Origin of the sequence: Brevundimonas vesicularis (genome assembly GCF_027105095.1) — a bacterium.
Lineage (GTDB): Bacteria > Pseudomonadota > Alphaproteobacteria > Caulobacterales > Caulobacteraceae > Brevundimonas > Brevundimonas vesicularis_E.
In genome coordinates this window covers 1,240,489-1,266,498 of sequence record NZ_CP114278.1, presented here as the reverse complement: position 1 = coordinate 1,266,498, position 26,010 = coordinate 1,240,489, and the positions used below count along the sequence as shown (strand labels likewise).

Genomic DNA, 26,010 nt, shown 5'->3' with positions numbered 1-26,010 from the left:
AAAGGGTCAGCCGATGCGAACCGAACCCGAAACCTGATCCACCCCGGTCGCCAGCCACAGGACGCGGCGGCGATCCACCGGTCCGGGCAGGATCGCCTCGGGCGCAGGGACGAATCCGAACCGCTCGAAATAGGCCGCGTCCCCAACCAGCAGCACGCCGCCGACGTCCAGCGTCCGTGCGTGATCCACGCACGCCTGAACCAGTTCGGCGCCCAGTCCGTCGCTCCGGCGACCGGCGTCCACCGCGATCGGTCCCAAAAACAGAGCCGGGCTGTCTCCAACCACGACCGGCCATAGCCGCACCGAGCCCACCACTTCCCCCTCGCGCTTCACAACAAAGCCCGCGCTTGGCTGCGAACCTTCACGCAGACGTTCGGCCGTCTTGGAGAACCGTCCCGGCCCGAAAGCGGCCATGACCAGCGCATCCACGCCTTCTGCGTCGGCCGGGGCCTCGGCTTCGATACGGCTTACGGCCGGAGGTATGGAAAGGGCGTGCGACATCGGCGCGCGCACCTAGAAGCAAAGCTGCGCCAAATCAAGGCAAGGCCTTGTGACGTCCGCTTAACCGGCCTTCGAAAAGTCCGGCGCCCGCTTCTGCGTGAAGGCCATGAAGGCCTCCATCGCTTCGGGACTGCGCATCTGCGAGCCGAAGGCTTCGCCCTCGCGCTGCATCAGCGCCCAAATGCCTTCGGCGTCACGCATCAGCCGCTTTGTCTTGCGGATTGAGTTGGGCGCTCGGGCCGCCACCTTGGCCGCCAGCTCCGCCGCCGTCGCCTCGACCCGATCGGCCGGCACCGCGCGATTGGCGATGCCCCAGGCCAGGGCCGTCCGGCCATCCAGCGGCTCGCCCAACGCGAACAGTTCGAAGGCCCGCTGATGACCGATCACGGCCGGCAACAGCAGGCTGGATGCCGCCTCGGGCGCCAAGGCCAGATTGACGAAGGGCACGGACAGCAGCGCGTCCTCGGCCACCACCACCAGATCGCAATGCAGTAGCATCGTTAGACCGATCCCGACCGCCCGCCCCTTCACCGCCGCCACCGCCGGCTTGTCCAGATCAGCCAACGCCTTCAGGAAACGAAACACCGGCATGTCGCCCGGCCCCGCCCCTTGCGAGCCCAGAGCGATGAAGTCCTGAATGTCGTTACCGGCCGAGAAGCTGTCGCCCTCGGCGCGCAGCAGCAGCACCCGCACCGCACCGTCGGTGCGCGCCCGCTCCGTCGCCTCGGCCAAGGCCGAATACATGGCCTGGGTGATGGCGTTCTTCTTGTCGGCCCGATCCAGGGTGACGGTCAGGACGCCGTCGGCCAGTTCGCTGCGGATATGTTCGCTCACGTCGTTTCCTCGTCCTGTGCGACGGCGCTCCACCAGTCGACGCCGCTCTCGTCCCGCGTCCGCTGGGCGCGGCCGCGTCGTTCCAGATAGTTCAGGTGCGCCTGGGCCTCGCCCGTGGCCATGCCCAGCACCCCGTCCCCGACCGCTCGACCGAAGACGGCGGAGAAGCTGTCGATCACCCTAGACGGTTGACGCAACGTCCGCTCAAGCCGTTTCAGCGCCACCTCATGCCCCCGCTTCAGAGCGTCGAGCCGCGCATGAACGCCGTAGAAGGGCTCACCATGCGCCGGCAGGACGAACGCGCCCTCCGGCAACAGCGCCCTCAGCTTGTCCAGCGAGTCCATCCAGTCGCCCAGCGGGTCGGCTTCAGGCTCCGTCGACCAGACCGAAACATTAGACGAAATGCGTGGCAGGATCTGATCCCCAGCGATGAAGACCTCGTCCGACCGCCGCCACAGGCAGACGTGCTCCGGGCTGTGGCCTGACCCGACCACCACCATCCAATCGTCTCCGTCGATCTGAACGATGTCGCCGTCGGACAGTCTCAGATAGCTGCGCGGCATCGTCGCTACGCCCTTGCCGAACCCGCCGTAATCGGCCCGCCAGCGCGCGATCTGCTCATCGTTCCACCCCGCCGCACGATAGTGTCGCTCGCCGTCCGCAGGCGCATCACCCGCCTCCTCGGCCATCAGCATCCTGGCGGTCACATACTCCAGTCGCGACATCAACAACGGCGCGCCCGACCGCTCGCATAGCCAGCCTGCCAAGCCGATATGGTCGGGATGCATATGGGTGCAGATCAATCGCGTCACGGGCCTGCCGCCCAGCGCGCCATTCAGCGCTGTTTCCCACGCAGCGACGGTCGCCGATGTCTTCAAACCCGTATCGACGACGACCCAACCGTCACCGTCCCGGATCGCATAGACATTCACATGGTCCAGCTGAAACGGGAGGGCGAACCTCAGCCACAGCACGCCGGGCGCGACCTCGATCGCCTCGCCCGCGCCGGGCACGGCGTCGAACGGATAGGTCAGGCCCCGCCCATCCTTCGCGGCCGTCGCCGGCGCCGTTCCATCAGCCAAGTCAGTCTCCAATCGAAACGCGCAGATACTTAGCCCGTGTCCCTCGCCGCCGTCCACACCCGCCTTGACCCCGCCCAAATACACCGCCACGAAGCGGCCATGCATTCAGAAACCCAAGGTGTTTCCATGAAGTCCCGCCTCGCCGCCGCCTTTGCGGCGCTTGTGTTCAGCGCCTTCGCCGTCGCGCCCGCCACGGCGCAGGATCAGGAGCGACAGCAACCGCAACAGCAGCAGCAAATTCCGCAGACCGCCGACAACGAGTCTGCCGTAAGGCAGAGCAGCGGCTCGCGAGCCTCTGCCCGTCCACGCCGCGAACGCGCGCCTGCCCCGCCGACGCCCGAGCAAATCCTGGCCGCCGCCCAGGCGCAGATGGCCCTGACGACCACGGGCTGTCAGGTCAGCGAAGCCAAGCTACTGGGCAAGACTGCGGCCGACACGACGGTTTATGAAGTCGCCTGCGGAACCGCACCGGGCTACATCGTCGAAACCAAAACTCCGCCCGAAGCAAGCAGCTGCATCATTCTGGCGCATTCCGCCGACGTGGCGCGCGCAGCCGATCCGACTGCATCGCCCGCTCAGTGCACGCTGGCGGCCAATACCGACGTCCAGAAATTCCTGCGCCAGTATGCGAAGGACGCCGGCGTCGCCTGCACCGTTGATCAGGCTAAGCTGCGCGGCCGGTCCAACGACGGCGCAGTCGTTTATGAGGTTGGCTGCTCGGACGGGCCTGGCTACTGGATCAAGCAGCAGGCCGCGACTTGGACGAAAACACCCTGCATTCAGATCGTCGCTGAGCATGGGACGTGCGAGTTCACAACGACCGCTGAAAACGCCGCCTTCGTGAAGATGCTTCTGGCCGGTTCGGAAGCGGCCCCCTGCAACGTCACCGAAGCCCGCCTGATGGGTCAGAACGCCAACGGCGTCTTTTATGAGGCCAAGTGCGACGGCGCCGATGGCGTCATCGCTCGCTTGAACGCCGAAAACGTCGTTCAGCAAATCTACCCTTGCGCCACCGCCCAGCAGATCGGCGGCGGCTGCAAGTTGACGACGGCTCCGGCCGCTGCTGCGGCGCCCGCCGGCGGTCGTCCGTAAGCCGATCAATCGACTGATCGAAGGGCCGTCGGAGCGATCCGGCGGCCCTTTTCTTTTGCGCCCTCTTTTCCAAAACCGAGACGCAGCCTAGCGTCGCGGTCATGCGCATCGCCACCTGGAACGTGAACTCCGTCAACGCCCGCCTGCCCACCGTGCTGGCGTGGCTGGAGCAGGCCGCACCCGACGTCGCCTGTTTCCAGGAGATCAAATGCGTGGACGAGAAGTTCCCGCGCGAGGCTTTCGAGAGCCTGGGCTACAATGTCGAGACCCACGGGCAGAAGAGCTACAACGGCGTCGCCCTTCTGTCGAAATACCCGCTGTCCGACATCCGGCGCGGCCTGCCTGGCGACGAGACTGACGAACAGGCGCGCTATATCGAGGCCCTGGTCGAGGCGCCCCGGCCCATTCGCGTCGGCGCCATCTATCTGCCGAACGGCAATCCGATCGGGACCGAGAAGTTCGATTACAAACTGGCCTGGTTCGACCGGTTGAACCGCCATGCCCAGGGTCTGCTGGCGTTCGAGGAGCCGCTGGTCCTGTGCGGCGACTACAACGTCATCCCCGAGGCGGAGGACGCGAAAAATCCGGCCGCCTGGACCGACGACGCCCTGTTCCAGCCTCAGAGCCGCCAGGCTTTCCGCGCCCTGAAGAATTTGGGTCTGGCCGACGCGCACGAGATCGGCGGCGAACCGGCCGGGACCTACACCTTCTGGGACTATCAGGCCGGCGCCTGGCAGCGTGACCATGGCATCCGTATCGACTTCGCCCTGCTGTCACCCCAGGCCGCCGACCGGTTCCGGGGGATCGAGACCCATCGCGACGCCCGGGACATGGAAAAACCCAGCGACCACGTCCCCGTGGTGGTCGAGCTCGATCTGGAGGCCTGACGACCATGGCCGACGTCTTGCGGGTGGTGTTGCTGATCGCCCTCGCGGCGGCCCTGCTGACGACCCTGGCCCTGGCGCTGTCGTGGTGGATGGAGCCGCCGCGCCGCCTACACCGCGCCATGCTCAAGACCCTGGGCGCCGCGCCAGAGGTCGAAGCCTTATCGCCTGGCGAAGGTCGCGCCTGCGCCCTGAATTTCGACGTCGAACAGGTCGTCGTGCTGTGGGCCAACGGCGCCCATGGCCTGGTCTATGCCTTCGATGAGGTGGAGGGGGGCGAGATCATCGTGGACGGCCATGTCGTCGCCCGCATCCGTCGCGGCGAGGCGCGCAAGTCGCTGGACGTGCTGGCCCCCGACGCCGAACAGGTGGTGCTGCGGCTGATGTTCGCCGACGCCCGCCACCCGGAGTTCGAACTGGCCCTGTGGGACGCCGCCCTGCCTGTCCAGACCGGCTCCCCCGGCGAGGCGCTTCGTCTCGGCCGGCGCTGGCTGTCGCATCTGGAGGCCCTGCTGAAGGGCTGAGACGGCGTATGGGCCTTTCAGTCGCCGCGATGCGGCGTTAGAAGCCCGGCTCACTCCTAACCGACACGCCTTTTATCAGGGAGGCCGCCTTGGCCCGCCTTTTCGACGCCTATATCGTCGCCGACTGGACCGCCGCCGAAACCAAGAAGCTCGGCGACACCTCGCTGTGGATCGGCGTGGCCAAACGCGACGTGCGTTTCCGCCTCTACACCGAGACGCACAATGTCGCGACCCGGGCCGAGGGCGAAGCCCTGCTGGCCTCGATCCTGGCGGACCACAGAAAGCGCGGCGACCGGGTGCTGGTCGGGCTGGACTTCAACTTCGGTTATCCCGTCGGCACGGCCGCGCGGCTAAAGCTGGACGGAACCCCGTGGCAAGCCATGTGGAAGTTCATCGCCTCCAACATCGTGGACAAGGCCGACAACACCAACAACCGCTATCAAGTCGCGGCCAAGATAAACCGGCTGATGACCGACGAGGCCTGGCCCCTGTGGGGCGCGCCGGCCAAACAGGCCCAGCGCTGGTTGACCACGACCAAACCGCCCGCAGGCTCCGGCGCCGAAATCCCTGAGTTTCGCGCCACCGAAAACGCCGCTCGCAAGGGCCGGCTTCAGCCCAAGAGCGTTTGGCAGATGCACGGCGCCGGCGCCGTGGGCGGCCAGACCCTGGTCGGCATCCCGGCTGTGCGTCGTCTGCTAGAAAGCCTCGGCCCGTCAGGCGCCGTCTGGCCCCTCGGCACCGGCTGGCGCGCGCTGACGCCCGATGACGTGGAACCCCTGTCGGCCCTGGTTGTCGAGGTTTGGCCGTCGATGCACGAGACCAAGCCTCAACCCGGTGAGTTCAAGGACCAGGCCCAGGTCCGCTCCACGGCCGAGGCCCTCGCCCGGATGGACGAGGCCGGCGACCTGGCCAAGGCGTTCGCCCCGCCCAAGGACGCGACGCCCGAACTGATCGCCCAGGTCGAACAGGAAGAAGGCTGGATTCTGGGCGCCTAACGCCAACCGTCGTCGCGCGCGCGCCGTTCGGCGGCGGTGTCCACGGCATCTCCGGCGATGGTCGCATCGACAGCCGCGAGCACGACGGCAGGCGTGTCGCTGGAGGCCGTGCGGATTTCACCCCCCGGAGCCCCAACCGGCGCCAGGGCCTGCAGCCGCCAGGCCTCGCCTTGGCGACAGACCAGTCCCGCGACCCCGTCCTGCTTGGCGGTGAAGGTCCGACACCAGTTTCCTTCCGCGTTGCGGAACGTCAGTCCGACCGCCCGCCCCTGGGCATCAGCCCCGTCGGCCGCCAGGCCCGTGTCGAGCACTCGCACCAGCTCGGCGTCCGCCACGGCGCCGTCGCTGGTCAGGGCGAACCCGTTCGACCCGTTCAGTGACGGCGCGATCAGCAGGCCGGCGACGAAGGCCGTCGTCGCCAGACCGCCCCAGATGACGGCCGACCGGGGCGCAAACGCTTGGCCGAGCCAGAGCTTCCAGCCTGCGCTTTTCGTCGGCGTGGCGCCCGACGCCATGATGAGCCGGGCCAGATCCGCATCGCGCGCATCGCTCTGGATCGGGAAGGCGGCGCGCGCAGCGGCGCCGGTCGTCCGCAGCGCCGCCAGCCGAACCGCCAGATCGGCGTCGCTTGCAGCCGCCGCATCGATCCGGTCACGCTCGACGACGGGCATTTCGCCGTCGATCCGCCGCATCAGGGTTTCGTCGTCGTAGCGGATCATCCGGTTATTCCTTGGGCGGCGAGAACTTCGACCAGGGTCTGGCGGCCCCGCACCAGTCGGCTGGTCAATGTGCCGGCGGGCACGCCCAGAACCTGCGCCGCCTCGGCGTAGGACAGGCCCTCGATCAGGACCAAGGCCACAGCCTGACGCTGATCGTCCGGCAGGGCGTGGATCGCGTCGCGCGCAGCCAGGGCGTCGGTGCGCAACCCCTCGCCGGCCTGGGCCGGATCGGGCGCCTGCGGCGTGGCGTCGTCCTCGGGCGAGACCACGCGGGACCACCGCTGGGCCTTTCGACCGTCGTCTATGGCGATCCGTCTCATGATCGTGAACGCCCAACTGTCCAACCGCGTGCCCGCCCTGAACCCCTTTCGAGAGGCCAGGGCGCGCTCGACCGTGTGTTGCACAAGATCCTGAGCGTCGGCGTCCTGGGGCCGCAGAACGCGCGCGAACCGGCGAAGGCGCGGAAGCATCGCCACCAACTCCGTCTGAAATTCGTCCACGCGTGTTCCTCTGTCATGAGGGATGAAACGCACGGCGCGGCGCGTTTCATCCCTTGTCACAAGCGAATGGGCATAGGCGAATGGATCGCCTGACGATGCAAGACGGCGCAAGGAGCGGATCGGGTGATTTTGAACCGGCTGACGATCGGATGGATGGCGGCGACGCTTGTGGCTTGCGTGGTCGCCTCGCCGGCCATGGCGCAGATCGGCCTGCCGTCAACGCTTCCGTCGCTGCCTTCAGGCCTGACGGACCGCATTCCGCAAAGGGGAACGCTTGAAGGTCTGGCGCGCGATACCGTCGAGGATGCGCTCAGGGCGCCTGGGCGCCTGACCGATCTGGTTCGAGGCTCGCGCGGCGCGCTCCAGACGGATCCGAATGGCTGGCCCGTGGTCACGGGCGAGGTCGTGGCGGTTGATCTGCCGCAGCACGCGCGGGACCAGGCTCTGGCTGCGGGCTTCGTCGTTCTGCGCGAAGAGCGTCTTGACGCGCTTGACCTGTCGATCGTGGTCTTGGCGCCCCCGCGTCGCCTGACGCTGGATCGCGCGGTGCGACGGCTTCGCGAAATGGCGCCCGGCGCTGAAATCACCTACAACCACGTCGCCTCTCCTGCCGGAATGGCGGCCGCACCTTTCGCGCCGCCCGCTTCTGCACAGACGAACGGCGCCGCGCCGGGCGCCCGCCTCGGATTAATCGACACAGGCGTCGAAGCGACCCACCCGGCCCTCGCCGGATCGGCCATCGAACAACGCGGCTTTTCTGGCCCGCCGCAGATGGGCGCGCACGGCACAGCGGTCGCGTCGTTGATGGTCGGGGATGTGGGGGTCTTCAAGGGGGGCGATCCCGGCGCGGCGCTTTTGGTGGCAGACATCTACGGCGGTCGCGCGGCCGGCGGGTCGGCGACAGCCTTGGCCTCGGCCCTGGCCTGGATGGTCGAACGCCACGTCGCCGTCGTGAACATCAGTCTGGTCGGGCCGCGCAACGCCCTGATCGAACGGGCGGTTTCGGCGGCGCAGCGGCGCGGCGTCATCCTAGTCGCTGCGGTCGGAAACGACGGCCCCGCCGCCCCGCCCCTCTATCCCGCCGCCTATCCCCAGGTCATCGGCGTCACCGCCGTCAACGCCCAGGGCCGCCTCCTTCCCGAAGCGGGGCGCGGAGATCAGGTCGATTACGCCGCGCCGGGCGCCGACATGGCCGCCGCCGGACGCGCCGGCAGTTTCGTTTCGGTGCGCGGCACCTCCTTCGCCGCGCCGCTGGTCGCAGGCCTGATCGGGAAGTCCGGCCGCCAGGGTTTGAACGCGATCGACGCCGGCGCATCCGGCCGCGACGCCGTCTATGGACAAGGTGTGGTGGGCCTCTCCCTTCGCACCCCGCCCGCCGCTGTCGGCGCGCGCGGTCGACTGCCGTCGTAAAAAAGATTCGTCTGCCGGGATGAAACTGACCGACGGCGTCGTTGGACGATGTGAGGGCGATCAAAGCCCGGAACAACAGGAGATACGACCATGAAAAAGACCCTGATGACCGCGACCGTCGCCTTCGGCCTGATGCTGGCCGGCGCCTCGCAGGCTCAGATCCTGGGCGGCTCGGGCGGTCTGGGCGGCAATCTCGGCGGCAGCCTGGGCGGCCAGGTCGGCGGCCTGACCGGCGGCGCGACGGGCGCCGGCTCGCTGACCGGAAACCTGGGCGGTTCGCTGGACAGCTCGCGCGTCACCGATCGTGCGACCTCCACCCTGACCCGCGCCGAACGCCGCGCTCAACAGGCCCGCGCCCGCGCTGAGGCCACGGCGGCCCGCACCCGCGACGCCACCGCCTCGACGGCAAGGACGACGGTCGGCACAGCCCAAACCACCGCTGGCGCTGCACGTGATCGCGCGTCCGGTCTGGCTCAAGGCGCCGTGTCGACCGTGAACTCCGCCTCGGTTTCCGGTTCGGCTTCGGGCGACGCATCCAGCTCCGCCTCGACCTCGCGCGGCGATGCGGCGACCTCGGGCTCTGCCAGCGGTTCGGCTTCCGCCTCACGCAGCGGCGTTGCGCTGTCGGCCGGCGCCAGCGCAAACGGCTCGGCCAACGCCGGCGCCAAGCCCAACTGATCCTGAGTTGATTTGGACGGCCCCCGGAGCATGCGCTCCGGGGGTTTTGTCTTACCCGATCAAGGCGCGCGCCGCCGCTCGGGCTTCGTCGGTAATCTCAGCGCCTGACAGCATGCGCGCGATCTCTTCCTGACGACGCTGGTCGTCCAGGGCGACGACGGTGGTGGTGGTCAGGCCGTCGCGGTCGGCCTTCATCACCTTCCAGTGGGCATGGCCGCGCGCGGCGACCTGGGGGCTGTGGGTCACGACCAGGACCTGGGCGCCGCTCGACAGGCGTTTCAGGCGCGAACCAACCGCCTCGGCCACCGCTCCGCCCACGCCTTGATCGACCTCGTCGAAGATCATCACGGGCTGGCGCATGTCCTCGCGGCTCGCCAGGGCGGCCTTCATCGCCAGGGCGAAACGCGCCAGTTCGCCGCCCGAGGCGATGGCGTCCAGCGGGCCGAAGTCGGTTCCGGCGTTGGTGGCGATCTGGAAGCGCACCGTCTCGACGCCGTCCGGCCCGCGTCGGCCCTCGATCGGCTCCAGCGCCACGCGGAACCGCGCGCGCTCCAGCTTCAGCGGGCCCAGTTCTGCCATGACGGCGGCGGTCAGCCGCTCGGCGGCGGCTTCCCGCGCCGAGGTCAGGAAAGTGGCCGCCAGATCATAGGCTTCCGCCGCCTCCGCCGCCTCGCGCCCGGCATTGGTCAGCGCCTCCTCGCCATCCTCGATCAGCCGGAGCTGCTCCCGCAGGCGAATGCGCAGGGTCGGCAGGGCGTCGACGGTGGTGTGCAGCTTGCGGGCGGCGGCGCGCAGGGCGAACAACCGCTCCTCCGCCTTGTCCAGACGGCCGGGCTCATAGTCGAAGGCGTCGGCGGCGGCGTCCACGGCGGCGAGGGCTTCCGCCGCCTCGACCATGGTGCGGTCGATCGCCTCCACGGCGGCCGACAGTTTGACGATGACCGGATGATCGCCCTCGGCGCCCGCCTGCCCTGCCCTCTGGCGCGCATGTTCGACGGCCCTCAACGCCGCGCCCAGCTTCTGGCTCAACTTGTCGCCGCCCAGCTGGGTGCGCGCGTCGCCCAGATCCGCGATGGCCTTTTCGGCCGCGCCCAGCAGGGCGCGTTCGCCTGCCAGTTCCGTCTCTTCGTCGGCGCGCGGATCCAGCGCATCCAGTTCGGACAGGTTCAGGCTGATCTCTTCGCGCCGCGCATCGGCGTCCGCCGCCTGCGCCTTCAGCTCCGCCAGCTTGGCCTCGGCGGCCTTGAGCTTGGCTGAGGCCGAGGCGACCGCAGACAACTGCGGCTGCAGCCCGCCATAGGCGTCCAGCGAAGCGCGATGCGTGCGCCAATCCAGCAGGCCCACCGTCTCATGCTGTCCATGCACCTCGACCAAGGCCGCGCCGATCTCGCGCACGGCGGTCACCCCGGCCGGCTGATCATTGACATAGGCCCGGCTGCGACCGTCGGCGCCCAAGACGCGCCGAAGGATCAAATCCTCCCCCGGCTGCACATCGAATCCCTTGTCGGCGATCAGGGCCAGCAGATCGGGATCGTCGGGGGCGGAGAAGACGGCGGTGGCAACCGCCTGTTTGGCGCCACTGCGCACCAGGCCTGCATCGCCGCGCCCGCCGAGCGCCAGGCCGAGCGCGTCCAGAATGATCGACTTGCCGGCCCCGGTTTCGCCGGTCAGCACGGTCAGGCCGCTCTCGACCTCAAGATCGAGCACGTCCACCAGGACAACGTCACGAATGGAAAGGGCGGTCAGCATCGCGTCAGGCGCCGGCGGAACGAATCATGACCGACAGAATCCCGATCCCCGCCGGATTGCACAAGCCGTCGCGTGATCAGCCCGGAATGATCCGCTGCAGCCAGCTCTCTCGCTTGCCCTCAGGCGCCTTGTCCGGCATCTGGCCGTTCTCGGTCAGCAGCGCATAGGCCTCGGCATACCAGGGGCTGCCCGGATAGTTGTAGCCCAGCACCGCGCCGTTCCGCGTCGCCTCTTCCTTCAGACCCAGCTGAAGATTGACCTCGACCAGGCGATACAAGGCTTCGGGCGTGTGCGAGGTGCGCTGGAAGTCCGGGTTGGCGATCACGGCCTTGTAACGGTTCAGCGCCGCCAGCGGCTGGTTAGCGCGCTGATAGTAGCGGCCGATGTTCATTTCCTTGCCGGCCAGCTGGTCGTTGACCATGTCGATCTTGACGGCGGCGTCCGACGCATAAGGCGTGCCCGGATAGCGGCGCGAGACATCCTTCAGACCCGCCAGGGCGGCGGTGGCGTAACCCTGGTCACGACCGACGTCGGTGATCTGCTCGAAATTGCAGACCGCCTTCATGTAGAAGGCGTAGGACGCCGACGGATTGCCGGGGAACAGCTGGATGAACCGGTCGGCCGCCGCGATGGCGTCGGCATAGGCGTTGTTCTGATAGTAGGCGTAGATCTGCATCAGGATCGAACGACGCGCCCAGTCCGAATACGGATGCTGGCGTTCAACTTCCTGGAAATAGTCCACGGCGTCGGACCAGCGGCGCTGCTGCAGCCGATCATAGCCGGTGTTGTAAAGCGCCTCGACCGGACGTTCCTCATAGGCCAGCTTGGGGCGGTTCTTGCCCGCGCAGCCTGAAATCGTCAGTGCGGCGAGCGCCGCGGCCATCAGCACCATGCCGGAACGGAACTTAGAAGCGGACAAGGACGACCCCATGACGTATGAAGGACGGCCCTGAAGCCGTTCCCCGGAAACCAACGCGGCGACCTCTAGCACCCGCAACCGAGCCGCGCCATGCCGAGGAAAACTCAGCATACGACTTGCCCTGCCCGGCTCCACTGGTAAAGAGCGCGCCAACCGACCGCCGTTCATGGGGGGCGGATGACGGCGAAAGGATGACCGGCCGATGAAGCTGCTCTCAGGCAACTCCAACCGCGCACTGTCCCAGGCGATCGCCGACCACCTGGATGCGCCCCTGACCAAGGCCCAGGTCAAGCGGTTCGCCGACAACGAGGTCTTCGCCATCATCGAGGAAAACGTCCGCGGCGAGGACGTCTTCATCCTGCAGTCGACCTCCTATCCGGCCAACGACAACCTGATGGAGCTGCTGATCATCACCGACGCCCTGGTGCGGGCCTCGGCGAAACGGATCACGGCCGTCATCCCCTACTTCGGCTATGCGCGTCAGGACCGTAAGACCGGCGGCCGTACGCCGATCTCGGCCAAACTGGTGGCCAATCTGATCACCCGCGCCGGCGCCGACCGCGTCCTGACGATGGATCTGCACGCCGGTCAGATCCAGGGCTTCTTCGACATTCCGACCGACAATCTGGTCGCGACCCCCGTGTTGGCGCAGGACATCAAGGAAAACTACGCCCGCGGCGACGACCTGATGATCGTCTCGCCCGACGTCGGCGGCGTGGTGCGCGCGCGTTCGCTGGCCAGCCGCCTGGACGCCGATCTCGCCATCGTCGACAAGCGCCGGCCCAAGGCGGGCGAGAGCGAGGTCATGAACATCATCGGCGACGTGCAGGGCCGCCGCTGCATCCTGTTCGACGACATCGTCGATTCGGGCGGCACCCTGGTCAACGCCGCCAAGGCCCTGATCGACCAAGGTGCGACCGAGGTTTCGGCCTACATCAGCCACGGCGTCCTGTCCGGCCCCGCCGTCCAGCGCATTACCGACGGTCCGCTGAAGGAGCTGGTGATCACCAACTCCATCGAGCAACCCCACGAAGTTTTGAACTGCCCGAAAATCCGAGCGGTTTCCGTGGCTCCGCTGGTCGGAGAGGCTATCCGACGGATCGCGAACGAAGAATCGGTGTCGAAACTGTTCGATTAACCTTCGGATAGCGGCGCGGGTTAATCGACCGGCCACAAAGCCTTGCGCCGCTTGGGTGGCGTCCGACTATTCGGGGTGTTTCCGACTTTGGCGCAAGTCGGACGTCCGACTTGCGTTCACGGATGTTCTAGGCGGCGGTCAGAGCGACGCCTTGGGATTTGGCCCAGGCGTGCAGCTTGGATGCGCTGTCCAGGGCGCTGGCGTCCATCAGGCTGAGATAGTGCTCTCGCAGGATGTTCTTGGCCGTATCGACAGCCCAGCCGCCCCATGAGGCGATGCGATCCAGCGACACGTCGGCCGCCGCCAAGCGAGTGACGCAGGTGTCGCGGGTGTCCTGCAGCGTCTTGTCGAGGAAGGATGGCGGCATGGCCCCGGCGGCGACGGCGGCGCGGCGCGCCTCGCGGAAGCGGGTTCCGATGGTGTCGGACGTGTGCCGGCGGTTCATCCGGTAGTCCCAGAGATAGGGCGTGGCGTTCAGGTGACGCAGCGGCGCGGCGTCGGCCTCGGCCCGGCGACGGGCGACCCGCACCGCCAAGGGCTCCAGAATGCCCGCCAGGGCCTCCTGACCCTTGCGCTCGGTCTTTTGCGGGACATAGCGCCAGGTGGCCCCTTCCAGCTCGTGGACGGCCGCCTTGGCGACATCGACCTGACGCGAACCGGTCCAGAGGCAGGCGGTGGCGGCGTCGGCCACATCGACGAAGCCGTTGGCGTCGCACCAGGCGACGAAGTCACGTTCCTCCTCGACGGTCCAGAAGACGCGGCGACCGGCCGACTTCTGACGGCCGACGCCGACGGCCGGGCTGGCCACGATCCATTGCGGATCCTGCCACATGGCCCAGCGGAAGAAGGCCCCTGCCGCGCCCACGGCCGCGTTGGCGGTGGCGGTCGAGACTTCGGCCTGGAGGTCCAGATACCAGGCGCGCATCTGCGGCAGGGTGATGGTGTCCACGCGGCGTGTGCCGAACCGCTGGATGAACTTGCGCGAGTGGACGCGATAGGCGCGCTGGCTGGCGGTCGAGATCCGTTTTAACGCCTGGGCGTCGGCGAAAAAGCCCTCAACCATGGCGGCGCCGGTGCGCGGCGCGGCCCCCTCGGGCATCAGATCCGGCTCGCGCGCCTCGATCACGGCGCGGGCGCGTTCGATCAGATCCGCGACCAGGGCGCGGCGGTGGCGGGCCTCGACCTCGACCGGCGCGGGCGGCAGGCGTTCGAGGGCGGCGGCCAGCATGGAGCGGGCCTTTGACCCCTCCCCGTCGTCGCGCATGGCCTCGCGCACCAGGCGCGCCCACAGGGTGCGCGCGTCGGCCGCCGTCGTCGCTGCGCCGCGTTCCATCCAGCCCCCGGCATGGTCGCGCAGATCCATGCCGGCGAAGCCGCAGGCCCGGTTGGCGGGCGACGGTTCCCAGCGCGGGCGGCCGTCACGCCATTTCAGGCCGTTGCGGAGGTTGGACGGGGCGGCGGGCTTGCGGGTCATGGCGAAGGGTTAACCGGCATCCGGCGGTGTGGGAAGCGCCAGCAGCGCCGCGTAGCTGACGGCCTGGATCGGTCGGTCGTCGTCTTCGACGAAGGCGTCATAGAAGGCCTCGGCCATGGTGGAGCCGAACATGGACGCCCGTTCGCCGGTCGAAGCCTGACGCGCGTCGTCCAGCGCGGACGGCAGATTAGGGTCCGAGCAGGGTGGCTGGGCGACGAAGATCACCCCCTCGGTGCGATCCTCGTTCCAGACGATGTAGGCGACGCAGTCGTCTGCGGCGACGGCGGCGGCTTTGACATCACGGCCGCTCATTGCATCGGCTCCATGCCGCGCAGATCGACCGTCATGGGCGAGGCCGATCCGGTGACGATCATCGGCGTGGCGGCCTTGGCCAGGTGCAGGACGGCGCGCTGCAGCTGGGGCGACAGGGCGAGCCAGGCGCGGGCGAGATCCGCGCCGGAAGGATGGGCGCACATGACGGCGACAGGGCCAGCGGCGGCGTCCGGCGTTTCGCCCAGCAGGGCGGCGGCCGGAACGTCCAGGGCGCGGGCGATCAGGGACAGGCGGGCGGCGGCGATGCGGTTCACGCCGCGCTCGTATTTCTGGACCTGCTGGAAGGTGACGCCGATGTGGGCGGCGAGCGCGGCCTGGGTCATGCCCTGCTGCTCTCGCCGCGCGCGGACGCGGCTTCCGATGGTTGTGTCGTGGGGCGTGGCGTTGGACATGGTCGTTCCCTTTGGTGGTCAGGTTGGCAGGTGGATCAACCGCCGGCGGCAAAAAGCAGGGCCGCGACGGTGTCGGGGGGCGGACGCCGCACGGGGTCGTTCGCGGGGGTCTTGGCGGCCGACAGGGCGACGGGCGGGGCCTCGGTCGCGGCCCAGCGGCGGCCATGCATGAAGTCGATGACGGCCTGGCGCGCCCAGCGCGGGCGTTCGCCCTTCCCGCCGCCCAGATAGGGCGGCGGGAAGCCGTCGATGGTGCGCCAGGTGCGCTGCAGCTGGCTGTAGGAGACGCCCAGCAGCACAGCGACGCCATGCAGATCGAGGGCGTCGGGGGCGATCATGCGGCGGCTCGCGAAATGGGGCCGCCGTGCTGGATCCGCAGGGCCAGGCATTCGCCCAGCTGGTCGCCGATCTGGCGGCCGACGCCGCGCGCGGCCTCGACCGATCGCAGGGCGTCATAGGATCCGGCGATCTGGGTCGTGAAGTTGCGGCCGTCGATCTCGACCGTCACCGAGATTTCGACCACGGACATGCGGGCGGCGGCCATTACAGGATCCTCCGGCCGCCGGTCAGCAGCCAATGGGCGCCGATGAAGAAGAGGGCGACGACGCGGGTCATCGTTTCGTCGCCCGCAGGTGTTCTTCCGGGTCGTCACGGAAGCTGGTGGGGACGCCGTTCAGCGCCACGATGTTGTAGGGGCTGAGTTCGTCGCTGGTCCGGCTCTCGATGTAGGCGCCGTTCAGACCGCCCCAGCCCACCATGCGGTAGTAGGCGCGACCGCCGCCGCAGATGGTTAGTCCGATCTTGTCGCCCGGCTGCAGCACCGCCTTCGCGCGTTCGACGGCGCGTGCAATGTGATCCCTGACCTCTTTAGATAGTTGCCCCATCACGCGGCCTCGTCGGTCGGGGTGCGGTTCAGGGCCGAACGGCCTTCCGAGGTGACGCGGACGCCGCCCATGTTGCCGGCGGTCGGGACATCCTCAGCCAGGCCCGCCGTGATCCAGGCATCGACGGTGGCCTGATCGACGTAAGGCGGCCCGTAGTTGGAGCTGTAGCCCTCGCGCGACTTGTAGAGGCGGCGGGCCGTGACCAGGATCCGCAGCTCATGCAGGCGCACGGCGACCGGGGCTGTCTCGGTCGGGATGTTGACCAGGCCGTCGTCCAGAGGGGCCGTCGCCGTGGCGGGATCCGCAACGGTTTCGCCCTCTTCGGCGATGACCGCACCCTCCCCGGCCGTCGTGGCGGCCGCGACCTGTTCGGCGTCGAAGGTGTCGCCGGCAGTCTGATCTGCGGCGCCGTCCAGCTGATCCAGGATCGGTGCTTCATCGACGCAGGCTGGGCAAAGATCGTCGTCCAGGACACCGACGGGGTGACTGTCGCCGCAGTGAACGCAGTCGGCATGGGGGTCGTCGGCATCGTCAGCCGCATCACGCGCCGCGTCCCCCTCACCGATCAGAGCGCGAGCGAGGACGGGTGGCAGCTCAATGGACGAGCCGTCAGCGTTCCGCTCGTCGCCGGCCTCGTCCTGATAGCGGCCCTCGGCCGTCATGGCGTCGGCGAAGGCCTCGACCTGCTGGGCTGTATCGTCGGTCCAGCCCGCGACTTCATCGGCAAGGCCCGCGTCGGTCAGGGCCGGATCCAGCGTCACCTGCGCCAGCTGCAGCTTGGCGATCAGGCGTTGGTCGTCGCGGGTCCAGGCCATGGGCGCGGTCTGGTTGCCGGGCAGCGAGCCGCCCGGATCGCCGTCGCCGTCGCGGTCGAGCGGGTGGGTGCGTTTGGATTTGGCGGTCACGTGGGATCTCCGTTCAGTGACGGGTGGGTGGAAGGGTGCGCTGGGCGGCCGTGACCGCGCGGGCGAAGGCGTCGGGGGCGTCGCGGCCGTAGCGGATGACGATCCGGCCGGTCTGGCGCACGACGCAGTAGTCGGGGGTGCGCAGGGCGCAGACGTAGTCACCCGTCTCGGCCTTGCGGATCACGGCGCGCCAGCCCGGCAGGCGCGCATCGCGGCAGGCGCCGGAGATTTCCTCGGCCGACAGCCGGCCGTGGCGCGTGGCGACGACCAGGCTCATGCCGACATCCAGGCGTCGATCTGGGCGAAGGCCAGGACGACGGCGGCGGCGATCAGGCAAAGACGGACGGTCTGAACGATCCGATCCGGCTGGCGATGCCAGACGATGGGCGACGGCGCGTCGGCCGGCAGTTCGGCCATCGGCTCAACCGGCGGCGTGACCTCGGGATCCGGCGCGTAGGCGTATCGGGCGCCCGACCCGAAGACGACGACGTTGCGCCAGGCGTCCATGTCGGCGTCGGTCAGATCAATGCGGACCGCGCGGGCGTCGTCGCCGCTGTTCGGCCGTCGCGGCGATTGCGACCTGGCTCTGGTGAAGTCGAGGGTATGAACGTCGGCCATCCGGCCCTCCCACGTGGAAAGTGTGGAAGATATGGATGGATGATTTTGCGTCCATGTCAACATCCATAGATCGTGGACGTTAAATCTGTGGCCCCGCGCACGTCCCGCCCACTAAGCTGAGCGTGGAGGTGACGTATGGAGGTCTATCTGCCTTGGGGCATTTTCAGCGGCGCGCTCGGCGCAGCTTATCTGTTCATTGAGGCGCTGCCGCTCACCTTCGCTTCTAGGCGTTTCGGCCTGACCGCATCGCTTGGCGAGCGCTTATGGGTCGTTGGTCTGGGCTGTCTGGCAGCCTTAGCCGCGTGGCCGATTTGGGCTGCTGGTCATCTGGACTGGCCTGGGCGAAACCCAAGTTTTCTATCCATCGTCCTGATGGTCGCGGGCGCCGGCTTCCTGGGCTTTGTTGTGGCCCGCGTCGTTGGCAAAGTTGTCGCTGCGCGACTGGAGGGCGACGATGACGCTTTGCCATCGCGCATACTCAGGCCAATCAACACCGCCGTCGTGCTGGCGCTCATCGTTTTGACGGCGTCGGCGTGGTGGACGCTGTGGCCTAATGCGCAGGTCTGTCTGTCTAGCGGATACTGCTAGATCATCCCTGGCTTCCAGATAGTATGGAGCGCCCGAACGCTCGTCGCAGCGAAGTCCAGACCCTTTCGCTCGTTGTATTGCTCGGCGAACACGCGGCCGTCCCGCTGACCTTGATAGGTCTTCACCATGGCGGTGTTGTCGTCGAACTCAATCAGGCAGTCCTGCCCTTTCGCGGGCGGGAGGTTAAGCCGCACAGGCACTATCTCTCCTGAGAAGTATCGCGGCTCCATGCTCTCGCCGACGAGACGGACGTAGGCCAAGTCGTCGCCCCCGCGCCAGAACGGCGGCGGATCAAGGTAGTCGATCACCTGACTGTCGGCATAGGCGATCCGCTCGCCGTCCCCAGCTGCAGCGTAGCCATAGACCGGGATCTTCGTCGGGGTCGCCCGGCGTCTAGGAGCCTGTGGTGCCGCCTCGGTGACGCTAATCGACAGCTTCTCGCCGAAATACTTCTCGATTTCGATGACCTCGGCGGGCTGAACCCGGCGCGTCCCCTTGATGGTCTTGGTCAGCGACGAGGGGTCGAGGTCGAGCTTGCGCGCGAGATCAGCCTGGCTGCGACGCAGCAGGCGAAGGCGGTCGGGTATGTCTGACAGTTCCATGCTGTGGATTGTGGAAAAGAATTCCACTCCACGTCGTTGACGAACTTGCCGAAGCACTTGAGGCATAGACGTGGAAATAACGTCCATATGGATTTTCCACAATATGGCCACGCTGAAAATCGAAACACCCGCCGGGCGCGCCATGCGCCTCCTGTCCGCAAAGAGGATCGCCTATGCCTGCGACCTGACCACGAACGCCGTCTGGAAGTGGGAGACGAGCGGGGGCGGTCGCATTCCGTCTCGGCATCTGCCGACTGTTCTGGATCTCGCGCGACAGATGGGCGTGGATCTCCCGGCAGCTGACCTCATTGAAGCGCGAGGTGCGGCATGACGCCGGTGCTTCACGTCGAGATCGCGCCGTCATGGCGTCGCCGCGTTGATCGTTCCGGCGGTCCCGGCGCGTGCTGGCCCTGGCGCGGCGCGCTGATGACGAACGGCTATGGCCAGATGCGCTGGACCTGGTGGGCGAGAACGCCGCCGGTCGCCGCCGCGAGGTCGAGGTCTTCGCCGAGGCGCTGAAGGCGCGCGGCGACGGCTTCGACGACGAGATGTTCGGGGAGGCGTGTCCGGCCGGTTGAGGTCGCGTTGCCGTCAGCCTCGCGGCCGTAGCCTAGTGATCAGATCGCCATGGTGGCGGTTGTTCTGCAGGAGAGCGCCCCATGGCCCTGAACAAAGCCCAGCTGTCGAAGGTCAGCAACCTCAACTCCGTCACCGTGGCGGCCGCCAGCCGCCAGATCTGGCATTATGACGCCGAGGCCGACAGCGTCGCGACGGCCATCGCCGCCGGCTATTTCAACGACGTGCGCGGCTTCCTGTTCGTCGGCGACGTGATCCACCTGGTCGCCGCCGGCGGGACCGCCTTCCGCGTCCTAACCATCACGGCCGCGCCGAAAACCGGCAACGTCACCGTGGCGGCCGCCGCCTTCAGCTGATCAAGTTCGCCCGGCGGCGCGCGGTCTTGTTCCCGCCGCGCCCGCTGTGAAGCGACGAACGCCCCGGCGGATAATGACGCCGGGGCGTTCTGCTGTCCGATCCGCCGTTTTCGCGGGGTGCCATCCGCTGTGATCGCATCCGACTTATGGCGACGATTAACCCGGAAGTCGGACGTTCGCCCGAAAAAATAGTGCGATATCAAAAGGTCGTTAGGAACCGCGCTTTAACCTTCGGATAACCATAAGGCCCGCCTTATAAGCGCCAACAGTATTGGCGCTTTTTGCGCGCGTAATCGCCTGAGGAAGTCTCCATGAAAACGGCCCTACTGAGCCGCGGCCTCTCGGCCGCCGCCCTCGCCGCCGCTGTCCTGCTCGCCAGTTGCGAGAGCGGACCCTCAAAGGCCGAGCTGGAAGCCCAGCGTCTGGCGGCGGAACTGGCCGCCCGCAAGCCGCCCCCCGTGTCGCTGAATCAGGGCGTGGCGGACGCCGCCGCGATCTACGTCGCCTTCCTGCGCGAAGCCCAGACGATCCAACCGGGCGGCTTCCCCGATGCGGAATCGATTCAGGCCGCCTTGCGCAAGGGTTCCGCCTATGACGCCGACCAGCTGTCGCGCGGCCTGATCGCTTACGGCGCCATCATCGCCCTGCAGTCGCCCGAGTTCGTCGCCGGCGTGCAGCAGTATGCGATCGATCCGGCCCAGCGTCAGCGCATGGTCGCCCAGATCGTCGCCGACCCGGCCTATGCCGCCACCCTGCCCGGCGCCGATGCCGCCGCCGGCCTGATCTCGGCGACGGTCGGCAAGGACGCCATCGCCATGCGCGCCATCGCCGAGGCGATAGAGCAGGACGCCTACACCATCCAGGGACGCAGCGATCCGCGCCGCCAATGGGCCATCACGCCGATTCCGAACCGTGAAGTGCGGCTGGAAAGCGCAAAGACCCTGTCGGCCGTCAAGATGCTGCCGTCGCCGGAGGAATCGAGCCGCCTGTTCGCCGCCGCCAACAGCGGCACGGGTTTGGGATTGGAGCCTTCGCGCAAGGGTCCGCCCTACACCCCCGCCGTCGTGCGCTCTCTGGCCATCGCAGCGCTGGGCGCCCTGGGCTCCGGCGGCGACGAGGCCCGGGTCAATACCGAGGCTCTGACGCACGAGCCGAACAGCGAGTTCTGCATGGATATGTCCAAGCTGATGCTGTTCCAGTGTCTGGCCGCCTCGCGTCCCAGCTATGAGGACATCTTCTGCCTGGGCCGTCACATCACCCGCGACCTGGCGACCTGCACCACCGAGGCGACGCAGATCACAACCATCGTCGTCGGCGATCCTCAGGAAACCGGCGCCGCGCCGGCGCGCACGCCCATCTCGGTCACCGTCCCGCAAGCGACGCCCGTCCCGACCCCGGCGGTTGCGACCACCCAATCGCTGAACACGACGCCGTCGCGCTAAGCGACACTTCTAACAGAGCAAGGCCCGCTCCGAGCGATCGGAGCGGGCCTTTTTTCTTGGGCGATCGGCCTATTCGTAACCGTGCGCCGCTTCGTTGATGACCTGTGACGGCATGGACGAGAAGTCCACGGCGACGGGCGTCGCGGTCTTGGACTGATAGGTCCTCAGCACGTGCGTCAGACGACGACGCACCTCACGTTCGGCCTCCGTGCCGGTATCGAGCGCCAGGGGCGCCAGGCAGAAGTCGATGATGGCTTCGGTTCGGGTCAGCGGTTCCATTTGCGGGTTCCTTTCCGGGTTAAGCCGCGTGGGTGAACTGGGCAGTCTCTGTCGAGTCCTTCAGCGCCGTCGTCGAGGACGTGCCGTTGGAGATGACCGTGGCGACCTGGTCGAAATAGCCGGTGCCGACTTCGCGCTGGTGACGCGTTGCGGTGTAGCCGATGGCCTCGTTGGCGAACTCGCGCTGCTGCAGCTCGGAATAGGCCGCCATGCCGCGATCGCGATAACCGTCCGCCAGCTCGAACATCGCGTTGTTCAGGCTGTGGAAGCCGGCCAGGGTCACGAACTGGAACTTGTAGCCCATAGCCCCCAGCTCGCGCTGGAACTTGGCGATGGTGGCGTCGTCCAGCTTGGCCTTCCAGTTGAAGGACGGCGAGCAGTTGTAGGCCATCAGCTTGCCCGGATGGGCCTTCTGGATCGCCTCGGCGAACTTCTTTGCGTCGTCCAGATCCGGATGCGACGTCTCCCACCACAGCAGGTCGGCGATATTGGCGTAGGACAGACCCCGCGCGATGCAGTGGTCCAGACCCGTGCCCTCCTTCAGGCGGAAGAAGCCCTCGGGCGTGCGGTTGTCGCGATCGATGAAGGGCTGGTCCCGCTCGTCGATGTCCGAGGTGATCAGTTGCGCGCTCTCGGCGTCCGTGCGGGCGACCGTGATGGTCGGCGTGCCCATGACGTCGGCGGCCAGACGCGCGGCGACCAGATTGCGCTCATGCGCCTGGGTCGGGATCAGAACCTTGCCGCCCAGGTGACCGCACTTCTTCTCGGACGCCAACTGGTCCTCGAAGTGAACGCCGGCCGCGCCCGCCTCGATGAAGGCCTTCATGATCTCGAAGCTGTTCAGCGGCCCGCCGAAACCGGCTTCCGCGTCGGCGACGATGGGAACGAACCAGTCACGCTTGGCGCCGCCCTCGGCATGCTCGATCTGATCGGCGCGTTGCAGGGTGCGGTTGATGCGGCGGCACAGTTCCGGCGCGGCGTTGGCTGGGTACAGCGACTGGTCAGGGTACATGGCGCCGGCCGTATTGGCGTCGGCCGCGACCTGCCAGCCCGACAGATAGATGGCCTTCAGACCCGCGCGGACCATCTGCATGGCCTGGTTGCCTGTGACGGCGCCCAGCGCATTGATGAAGGGCTCGTCGTGCAACAACTGCCACAACCGGTTGGCGCCACGCTCGGCCAGGGTATGGGTGATCGGCACCGAGCCGCGCAGGCGCAGGACGTCTTCGGGCGTATAGGGGCGCTCGATACCGTCAAAACGGCCAGCGGGCGAAGGAACCAGGTCGGCGAAGGTGGTCATGATCGAACTCGGTCTCTGAAGGGGCGCGGCCGCAGCCGCCGTCTCAGGGACAAGAACACGCGCCGGTCAAAACTGATACAGATCGAACCTCGTCAACGAAGTCATCTTGTCACACTATGACTTTGCTTAGTTAGTCATGATGTGACATCATGCGACGATGAACGCCGCCGCTGATCGCAAGCTGTTTCTGGGCGCCCGGCTTAAGCGGCTGCGGCGCGATTTGGGCCTAACCCAGACCGCCATGGCCGCCGACCTTGACGTTTCGCCTAGCTATCTCAATCACATAGAACGCAATCAGCGCCCGGTCTCAGCTCAGCTGCTGCTGCGATTGGCGGACGCCTATGATGTCGATCTGCGCGCGCTGAATCAGGGTGGGGCGGCGGACGAGGCGCGTCTTACGGAAATCCTGACCGACCCCTTGTTCAAGGGTCTGTCCGCGCCCCGGCATGAACTGGTGCAACTGCTGGAAGAGGCGCCTGGTGTCGCCGACGCCCTACTGCGCCTCTATCAGGCCTTCGACGACGGCCGCACGCGCGCCCGCGCCGCCGCCGAGACGGGCGAAAGCCCGATCGAGACCAGCCCCGCCGAATGGGTGCGCGAATACATCCAGTCGCGCGGCAACCATTTCCCCGAACTGGACCAGATGGGCGAGGCCCTGTCCGACGCCCTGTCCGCCGAGTCGCCCGCCCACGCCGACGGCTTCGAACCCGCCGCCCGTCATCGGCTGGCGGCCAGGCACGACCTCGGCGTCCGCACTCTGCCGGCCGAGGTCATGGTGGAATGGACCCGCCGCTACGACCTGCACCGCCGCCGCCTGCTGCTGTCGGAAACCCTGGGCCCGTCCTCGCGCGCCTTCGCCATCGCCTATCAACTGGCCCTGGCCGAGCAGGGGCCGGCGCTCAACGCGCTGGCGGAGACCGCCAGCGCCCCGGACGGGCCCACTCGATCGCTGCTGAAGGTCGCCCTGATCAACACCCTCGCCGCCGCGACCCTTATGCCCTACGCCCCCTTCCAGCGGGCGGCGGAAGAGACGCGCTATGACCTGGCCCGACTCCAGGCCCGGTTCGGCGTCAGCTACGAACAGGCCGCGCACCGCCTGACCACCCTGTCGCGCCCCACCGCGCGCGGCGTGCCCTTCTTCCTGATGCGTGTCGATCAGGCGGGCAACATCTCCAAACGCTATGCGGCGGGCGCCTTTCCCTTCTCGCGTTTCGGCGGCGCCTGCCCGCGCTGGCGGCTGCATTCGGCCTTCCGCACGCCGGGCCGCATCGTCACCCAGATCATCGAGACTCCAGATGGCGGCCGCTGGTTCACCTTCGCCCGCACGGTCGAGCGGCAAGGCCACGACGGCTATGGCGAGCGCCACGACCTCGCCGTCGGCCTGGGCTGCGAACTGCGTCATGCGCATCGTCTGGCCTACGCCCACGGCATCGACCTGCAGAACCCCGAGGTCACGCCCATCGGCCCGGCCTGCCGCCTGTGTCACCGTCACCCGTGCGCCGAACGCGCCGCCGCCCCCATCGACCGCCCGCTGGCGGTCGATGACTGGTCCAAGTCCGTCAGCCCCTATCCGTTCGGCGCGGCCTGAGGCCTAGCGCCTCTGATCGGCCGTGCGGTCGCGGATGGCGTTGAACTCGGCCGTCGGCTTCCACGCAGGCCAGCTCTCGCTGTCAGCCACCGTCAGCCCCAGCCGATACAGCAGGTCCAGGTTCTGCAAGGCGGCCGTGAAGTCGTAGTCGGCCCGCCATTCGTCGGTCAGCTTGTGATAATATTTGGCCATCGCGCCCTCGTAATAGGGCTTGCCCGCCTCGATCCCGCCCTCGACGAAATCACGGCCCGTCCACGGCATCAGGGCCGGCACCCCGCCGGCCGCGAAGTTGAAGTGGTCGGAGCGATAGTAGAAGCCTTCCTCCGGATAGCCGTCGCCCGTCACCACCCGTCCCTGCACGGCCGCGAACCGGCCCAGGATATCCTCCAACTCGGACTTGCCGACGCCGAACACCGCCACGTCGCGCGTCGCTGGCGTGAAGGGCAGCATGTCGATGTTGATGTCCGCCGCCGTCTTGGCCAGCGGATAGACCGGATCGGCGGCATAGGCCTCCGACCCCAGCAGCCCCTGCTCCTCGGCCGTGACGTGCAGGAAGACCACGGTGCGCTTCGGCGCCGGTCCAGCCTTGAACGCCCGCGCCATCTCGATCAGACCGGCCGTCCCCGACGCATTGTCCCAGGCGCCGTTGAAGATGTCGTCGCCCTCGGCATTGGGCGTCCGGGCCTTGCCGACGTGATCCCAGTGGGCGGAATAGAAGACGTATTCGTCAGGCCGTTCCGTGCCGGGAATCTTGGCCAGCAGGTTGTTCGAGTGGATGACCTCGGTCATCTCGGCGATATCGACGCTGAGACGCGCGCCCAGATCCAGAACGCCCCCCAAGGCGGTCGTCTTCGCCCGCTCGACGGCGGCTTCCAGGGGCGCGCCGCCGATCGCTGTCGCCGTGGCCATGTTGATGGATCCGCTGAACCGCGGGTCCTGCGCGCCCTTGATCGTCATCTGCGGCCGGGTCGCCCCGCCCACGGCGCGACGCCAGCGGTTGTCCTGGTCCTGAAGCGTGATGACGCCCACGGCTCCCCGCTTCAGCGCCTCCTGGGTCTTGTGCGTGGTCGAGCCGTAGAAGTTGGGATCCTCGCCCATGACCGCCGGCTGCCCGCGCAGAGCGACCACGACCTTGCCGGTCAGGTCCGCATTGCCATAATCGTCCCAGGTCGGCCCCGAAATGCCGTAACCGGCGAAGACCAGCGGCGCCTCGGTCGTCACGATCGGTTCGGCCGACCCGGCGCGCAAGGTGATGTCCGTCCCGGAAACCAGCGGATGCGAGACGCCGTCCGCGCCGGCCCATGACGCCGTCGGCGCCCGCTCTGGCGTGAACCGCACCAGATCGACAGGCTGCAGCCATGATCCGTCGCGCCCGCCCGGCTCCAGCCCCATCGCCTCATACTGCGCCTGAAGATAGGCCAGGGTCAGCCGCTCGCCGATCAGGCCGGGAAACCGGCCCTCCATCTCGTCCAACGCCAGATATTTGATGTGGTCCGACAGGCGTTGGGCGCTGAACTGAGGCGTCGCGGCCGAGGCGACGGAGAAGGCGTCCAGCTTCGGCGCCGGCGATGCGACTGGCGTCGTCGCGCAGGCGGCGAGCGCGAGCGCCGCGAGGGCGATCAGGGGTGAACGGCGATGGATCATTGAA

The 26,010-nt window shown here is 67.8% G+C and carries 33 protein-coding genes; 13 read left to right on the top strand and 20 right to left on the bottom strand.

Annotated elements, in window-relative coordinates:
* Positions 1–6: 6 nt before the first annotated feature.
* Genes O2K97_RS06275 through O2K97_RS06265 form a run of 3 tightly spaced genes read right to left on the bottom strand, consistent with a single transcriptional unit; the run spans position 7 to position 2,417 of the window.
* Complete coding sequence (locus tag O2K97_RS06275) at positions 7–501, bottom strand: GNAT family N-acetyltransferase (RefSeq protein WP_269220886.1); 495 nt, start codon at positions 499–501, stop codon at positions 7–9.
* Between the two features lie 60 nt (positions 502–561).
* Complete coding sequence (locus O2K97_RS06270; protein WP_269220885.1) at positions 562–1,335, bottom strand: enoyl-CoA hydratase; 774 nt, start codon at positions 1,333–1,335, stop codon at positions 562–564.
* On the bottom strand, positions 1,332–2,417 hold the full coding sequence (locus tag O2K97_RS06265) for an MBL fold metallo-hydrolase (RefSeq protein WP_269220884.1): 1,086 nt from the start codon (positions 2,415–2,417) through the stop codon (positions 1,332–1,334). The genes O2K97_RS06270 and O2K97_RS06265 overlap by 4 nt, the downstream gene beginning before the upstream one ends.
* Before the next feature lie 126 nt (positions 2,418–2,543).
* On the opposite strand from O2K97_RS06265, the gene O2K97_RS06260 reads away from it, so the two are divergent.
* The 4 genes from O2K97_RS06260 to O2K97_RS06245 all read left to right on the top strand — a co-directional run bounded on the left by O2K97_RS06260 (position 2,544) and on the right by O2K97_RS06245 (position 5,912).
* On the top strand, positions 2,544–3,509 hold the full coding sequence (locus tag O2K97_RS06260; protein WP_269220883.1) for a hypothetical protein: 966 nt from the start codon (positions 2,544–2,546) through the stop codon (positions 3,507–3,509).
* A 101-nt stretch (positions 3,510–3,610) separates the two neighbouring features.
* A complete protein-coding gene (xth, locus tag O2K97_RS06255) occupies positions 3,611–4,396 on the top strand; it encodes an exodeoxyribonuclease III (protein WP_269220882.1) in 786 nt (261 codons plus the stop codon).
* Between the two features lie 5 nt (positions 4,397–4,401).
* A complete protein-coding gene (locus O2K97_RS06250; RefSeq protein WP_055753176.1) occupies positions 4,402–4,917 on the top strand; it encodes a hypothetical protein in 516 nt (171 codons plus the stop codon).
* An 89-nt stretch (positions 4,918–5,006) separates the two neighbouring features.
* Positions 5,007–5,912: a cobalamin biosynthesis protein CbiG gene (locus O2K97_RS06245; RefSeq protein WP_269220881.1), complete on the top strand. Its 906-nt coding sequence runs from the start codon at positions 5,007–5,009 to the stop codon at positions 5,910–5,912.
* Here the strand turns inward: O2K97_RS06245 and O2K97_RS06240 are convergent.
* Both O2K97_RS06240 and O2K97_RS06235 read right to left on the bottom strand, forming a co-directional pair.
* The gene (locus O2K97_RS06240) at positions 5,909–6,631 is read right to left on the bottom strand and encodes a hypothetical protein (protein WP_269220880.1); all 723 of its coding nucleotides are present in this window, start codon (positions 6,629–6,631) and stop codon (positions 5,909–5,911) included. The two genes, O2K97_RS06245 and O2K97_RS06240, sit on opposite strands and share 4 nt — an antisense overlap.
* Positions 6,628–7,101, bottom strand: a complete 474-nt coding sequence (locus O2K97_RS06235; protein WP_269220879.1) for an RNA polymerase sigma factor — start codon at positions 7,099–7,101, stop codon at positions 6,628–6,630. Before O2K97_RS06235 ends, O2K97_RS06240 begins: the two co-directional genes overlap by 4 nt.
* A gap of 183 nt (positions 7,102–7,284) precedes the next feature.
* Between O2K97_RS06235 and O2K97_RS06230 the strand changes: the two genes are divergently transcribed.
* Both O2K97_RS06230 and O2K97_RS06225 read left to right on the top strand, forming a co-directional pair.
* Positions 7,285–8,541, top strand: coding sequence for a S8 family serine peptidase (locus O2K97_RS06230; RefSeq protein WP_269220878.1), 1,257 nt, complete (start codon positions 7,285–7,287; stop codon positions 8,539–8,541).
* A 90-nt stretch (positions 8,542–8,631) separates the two neighbouring features.
* Positions 8,632–9,219 carry a hypothetical protein gene (locus O2K97_RS06225; RefSeq protein WP_269220877.1) on the top strand — a complete coding sequence of 196 codons (588 nt, stop codon included), beginning with the start codon at positions 8,632–8,634 and terminating at the stop codon, positions 9,217–9,219.
* A 51-nt stretch (positions 9,220–9,270) separates the two neighbouring features.
* Here O2K97_RS06225 and recN read toward each other — a convergent pair whose 3' ends face one another.
* Both recN and O2K97_RS06215 read right to left on the bottom strand, forming a co-directional pair.
* The gene (recN, locus tag O2K97_RS06220; RefSeq protein WP_269220876.1) at positions 9,271–10,968 is read right to left on the bottom strand and encodes a DNA repair protein RecN; all 1,698 of its coding nucleotides are present in this window, start codon (positions 10,966–10,968) and stop codon (positions 9,271–9,273) included.
* A 76-nt stretch (positions 10,969–11,044) separates the two neighbouring features.
* Complete coding sequence (locus O2K97_RS06215) at positions 11,045–11,899, bottom strand: outer membrane protein assembly factor BamD (protein WP_269220875.1); 855 nt, start codon at positions 11,897–11,899, stop codon at positions 11,045–11,047.
* Between the two features lie 190 nt (positions 11,900–12,089).
* Between O2K97_RS06215 and O2K97_RS06210 the strand changes: the two genes are divergently transcribed.
* Positions 12,090–13,025 (top strand): ribose-phosphate pyrophosphokinase, encoded by a 936-nt coding sequence (locus O2K97_RS06210; protein ID WP_039245590.1) that lies wholly within the window; start codon positions 12,090–12,092, stop codon positions 13,023–13,025.
* A 127-nt stretch (positions 13,026–13,152) separates the two neighbouring features.
* Here the strand turns inward: O2K97_RS06210 and O2K97_RS06205 are convergent, their stop codons facing one another.
* From O2K97_RS06205 to O2K97_RS06165, 9 genes are all read right to left on the bottom strand, one after another.
* Positions 13,153–14,499, bottom strand: coding sequence for a site-specific integrase (locus O2K97_RS06205; RefSeq protein ID WP_269220874.1), 1,347 nt, complete (start codon positions 14,497–14,499; stop codon positions 13,153–13,155).
* 9 nt (positions 14,500–14,508) lie between these two features.
* A complete protein-coding gene (locus O2K97_RS06200; protein WP_269220873.1) occupies positions 14,509–14,811 on the bottom strand; it encodes a hypothetical protein in 303 nt (100 codons plus the stop codon).
* Complete coding sequence (locus O2K97_RS06195) at positions 14,808–15,224, bottom strand: helix-turn-helix domain-containing protein (RefSeq protein ID WP_269220872.1); 417 nt, start codon at positions 15,222–15,224, stop codon at positions 14,808–14,810. The genes O2K97_RS06200 and O2K97_RS06195 overlap by 4 nt, the downstream gene beginning before the upstream one ends.
* Positions 15,225–15,259: 35 nt before the next feature.
* On the bottom strand, positions 15,260–15,562 hold the full coding sequence (locus O2K97_RS06190; RefSeq protein WP_269220871.1) for a hypothetical protein: 303 nt from the start codon (positions 15,560–15,562) through the stop codon (positions 15,260–15,262).
* Positions 15,559–15,768 carry a hypothetical protein gene (locus O2K97_RS06185; RefSeq protein WP_269220870.1) on the bottom strand — a complete coding sequence of 70 codons (210 nt, stop codon included), beginning with the start codon at positions 15,766–15,768 and terminating at the stop codon, positions 15,559–15,561. Before O2K97_RS06185 ends, O2K97_RS06190 begins: the two co-directional genes overlap by 4 nt.
* 67 nt (positions 15,769–15,835) lie before the next feature.
* Positions 15,836–16,108 carry a hypothetical protein gene (locus O2K97_RS06180; RefSeq protein ID WP_269220869.1) on the bottom strand — a complete coding sequence of 91 codons (273 nt, stop codon included), beginning with the start codon at positions 16,106–16,108 and terminating at the stop codon, positions 15,836–15,838.
* Positions 16,108–17,013 carry a hypothetical protein gene (locus O2K97_RS06175; RefSeq protein ID WP_269220868.1) on the bottom strand — a complete coding sequence of 302 codons (906 nt, stop codon included), beginning with the start codon at positions 17,011–17,013 and terminating at the stop codon, positions 16,108–16,110. The genes O2K97_RS06180 and O2K97_RS06175 overlap by 1 nt, the downstream gene beginning before the upstream one ends.
* Before the next feature lie 13 nt (positions 17,014–17,026).
* A complete protein-coding gene (locus O2K97_RS06170) occupies positions 17,027–17,290 on the bottom strand; it encodes a hypothetical protein (RefSeq protein WP_269220867.1) in 264 nt (87 codons plus the stop codon).
* Positions 17,287–17,631: a hypothetical protein gene (locus O2K97_RS06165; RefSeq protein ID WP_269220866.1), complete on the bottom strand. Its 345-nt coding sequence runs from the start codon at positions 17,629–17,631 to the stop codon at positions 17,287–17,289. Before O2K97_RS06165 ends, O2K97_RS06170 begins: the two co-directional genes overlap by 4 nt.
* 135 nt (positions 17,632–17,766) lie before the next feature.
* Here O2K97_RS06165 and O2K97_RS06160 point away from each other — a divergent pair, with 135 nt between their 5' ends.
* Positions 17,767–18,219: a hypothetical protein gene (locus O2K97_RS06160; protein WP_269220865.1), complete on the top strand. Its 453-nt coding sequence runs from the start codon at positions 17,767–17,769 to the stop codon at positions 18,217–18,219.
* On the opposite strand, the gene O2K97_RS06155 is transcribed toward O2K97_RS06160, so the two are convergent.
* A complete protein-coding gene (locus O2K97_RS06155; RefSeq protein ID WP_260394559.1) occupies positions 18,216–18,821 on the bottom strand; it encodes a helix-turn-helix domain-containing protein in 606 nt (201 codons plus the stop codon). The two genes, O2K97_RS06160 and O2K97_RS06155, sit on opposite strands and share 4 nt — an antisense overlap.
* Positions 18,822–18,924: 103 nt before the next feature.
* Here O2K97_RS06155 and O2K97_RS06150 point away from each other — a divergent pair, with 103 nt between their 5' ends.
* From O2K97_RS06150 to O2K97_RS06135, 4 genes are all read left to right on the top strand, one after another.
* The gene (locus O2K97_RS06150; RefSeq protein WP_269220864.1) at positions 18,925–19,152 is read left to right on the top strand and encodes a hypothetical protein; all 228 of its coding nucleotides are present in this window, start codon (positions 18,925–18,927) and stop codon (positions 19,150–19,152) included.
* A gap of 70 nt (positions 19,153–19,222) precedes the next feature.
* Complete coding sequence (locus tag O2K97_RS06145) at positions 19,223–19,399, top strand: hypothetical protein (protein ID WP_269220863.1); 177 nt, start codon at positions 19,223–19,225, stop codon at positions 19,397–19,399.
* Between the two features lie 81 nt (positions 19,400–19,480).
* Positions 19,481–19,753 (top strand): hypothetical protein, encoded by a 273-nt coding sequence (locus tag O2K97_RS06140; RefSeq protein ID WP_269220862.1) that lies wholly within the window; start codon positions 19,481–19,483, stop codon positions 19,751–19,753.
* Between the two features lie 311 nt (positions 19,754–20,064).
* The gene (locus tag O2K97_RS06135) at positions 20,065–21,195 is read left to right on the top strand and encodes a hypothetical protein (RefSeq protein ID WP_269220861.1); all 1,131 of its coding nucleotides are present in this window, start codon (positions 20,065–20,067) and stop codon (positions 21,193–21,195) included.
* A 69-nt stretch (positions 21,196–21,264) separates the two neighbouring features.
* Here the strand turns inward: O2K97_RS06135 and O2K97_RS06130 are convergent, their stop codons facing one another.
* Both O2K97_RS06130 and aceA read right to left on the bottom strand, forming a co-directional pair.
* Positions 21,265–21,474: a hypothetical protein gene (locus tag O2K97_RS06130; protein WP_045810109.1), complete on the bottom strand. Its 210-nt coding sequence runs from the start codon at positions 21,472–21,474 to the stop codon at positions 21,265–21,267.
* A 19-nt stretch (positions 21,475–21,493) separates the two neighbouring features.
* The gene (gene aceA / locus O2K97_RS06125) at positions 21,494–22,774 is read right to left on the bottom strand and encodes an isocitrate lyase (RefSeq protein ID WP_066550775.1); all 1,281 of its coding nucleotides are present in this window, start codon (positions 22,772–22,774) and stop codon (positions 21,494–21,496) included.
* Positions 22,775–22,931: 157 nt separating this feature from the next.
* Here aceA and O2K97_RS06120 point away from each other — a divergent pair, with 157 nt between their 5' ends.
* Positions 22,932–24,362 (top strand): helix-turn-helix domain-containing protein, encoded by a 1,431-nt coding sequence (locus tag O2K97_RS06120; protein ID WP_269220860.1) that lies wholly within the window; start codon positions 22,932–22,934, stop codon positions 24,360–24,362.
* Positions 24,363–24,365: 3 nt separating this feature from the next.
* On the opposite strand, the gene O2K97_RS06115 is transcribed toward O2K97_RS06120, so the two are convergent.
* Positions 24,366–26,006, bottom strand: a complete 1,641-nt coding sequence (locus tag O2K97_RS06115) for a M28 family peptidase (RefSeq protein ID WP_269220859.1) — start codon at positions 26,004–26,006, stop codon at positions 24,366–24,368.
* Positions 26,007–26,010: the final 4 nt, after the last annotated feature.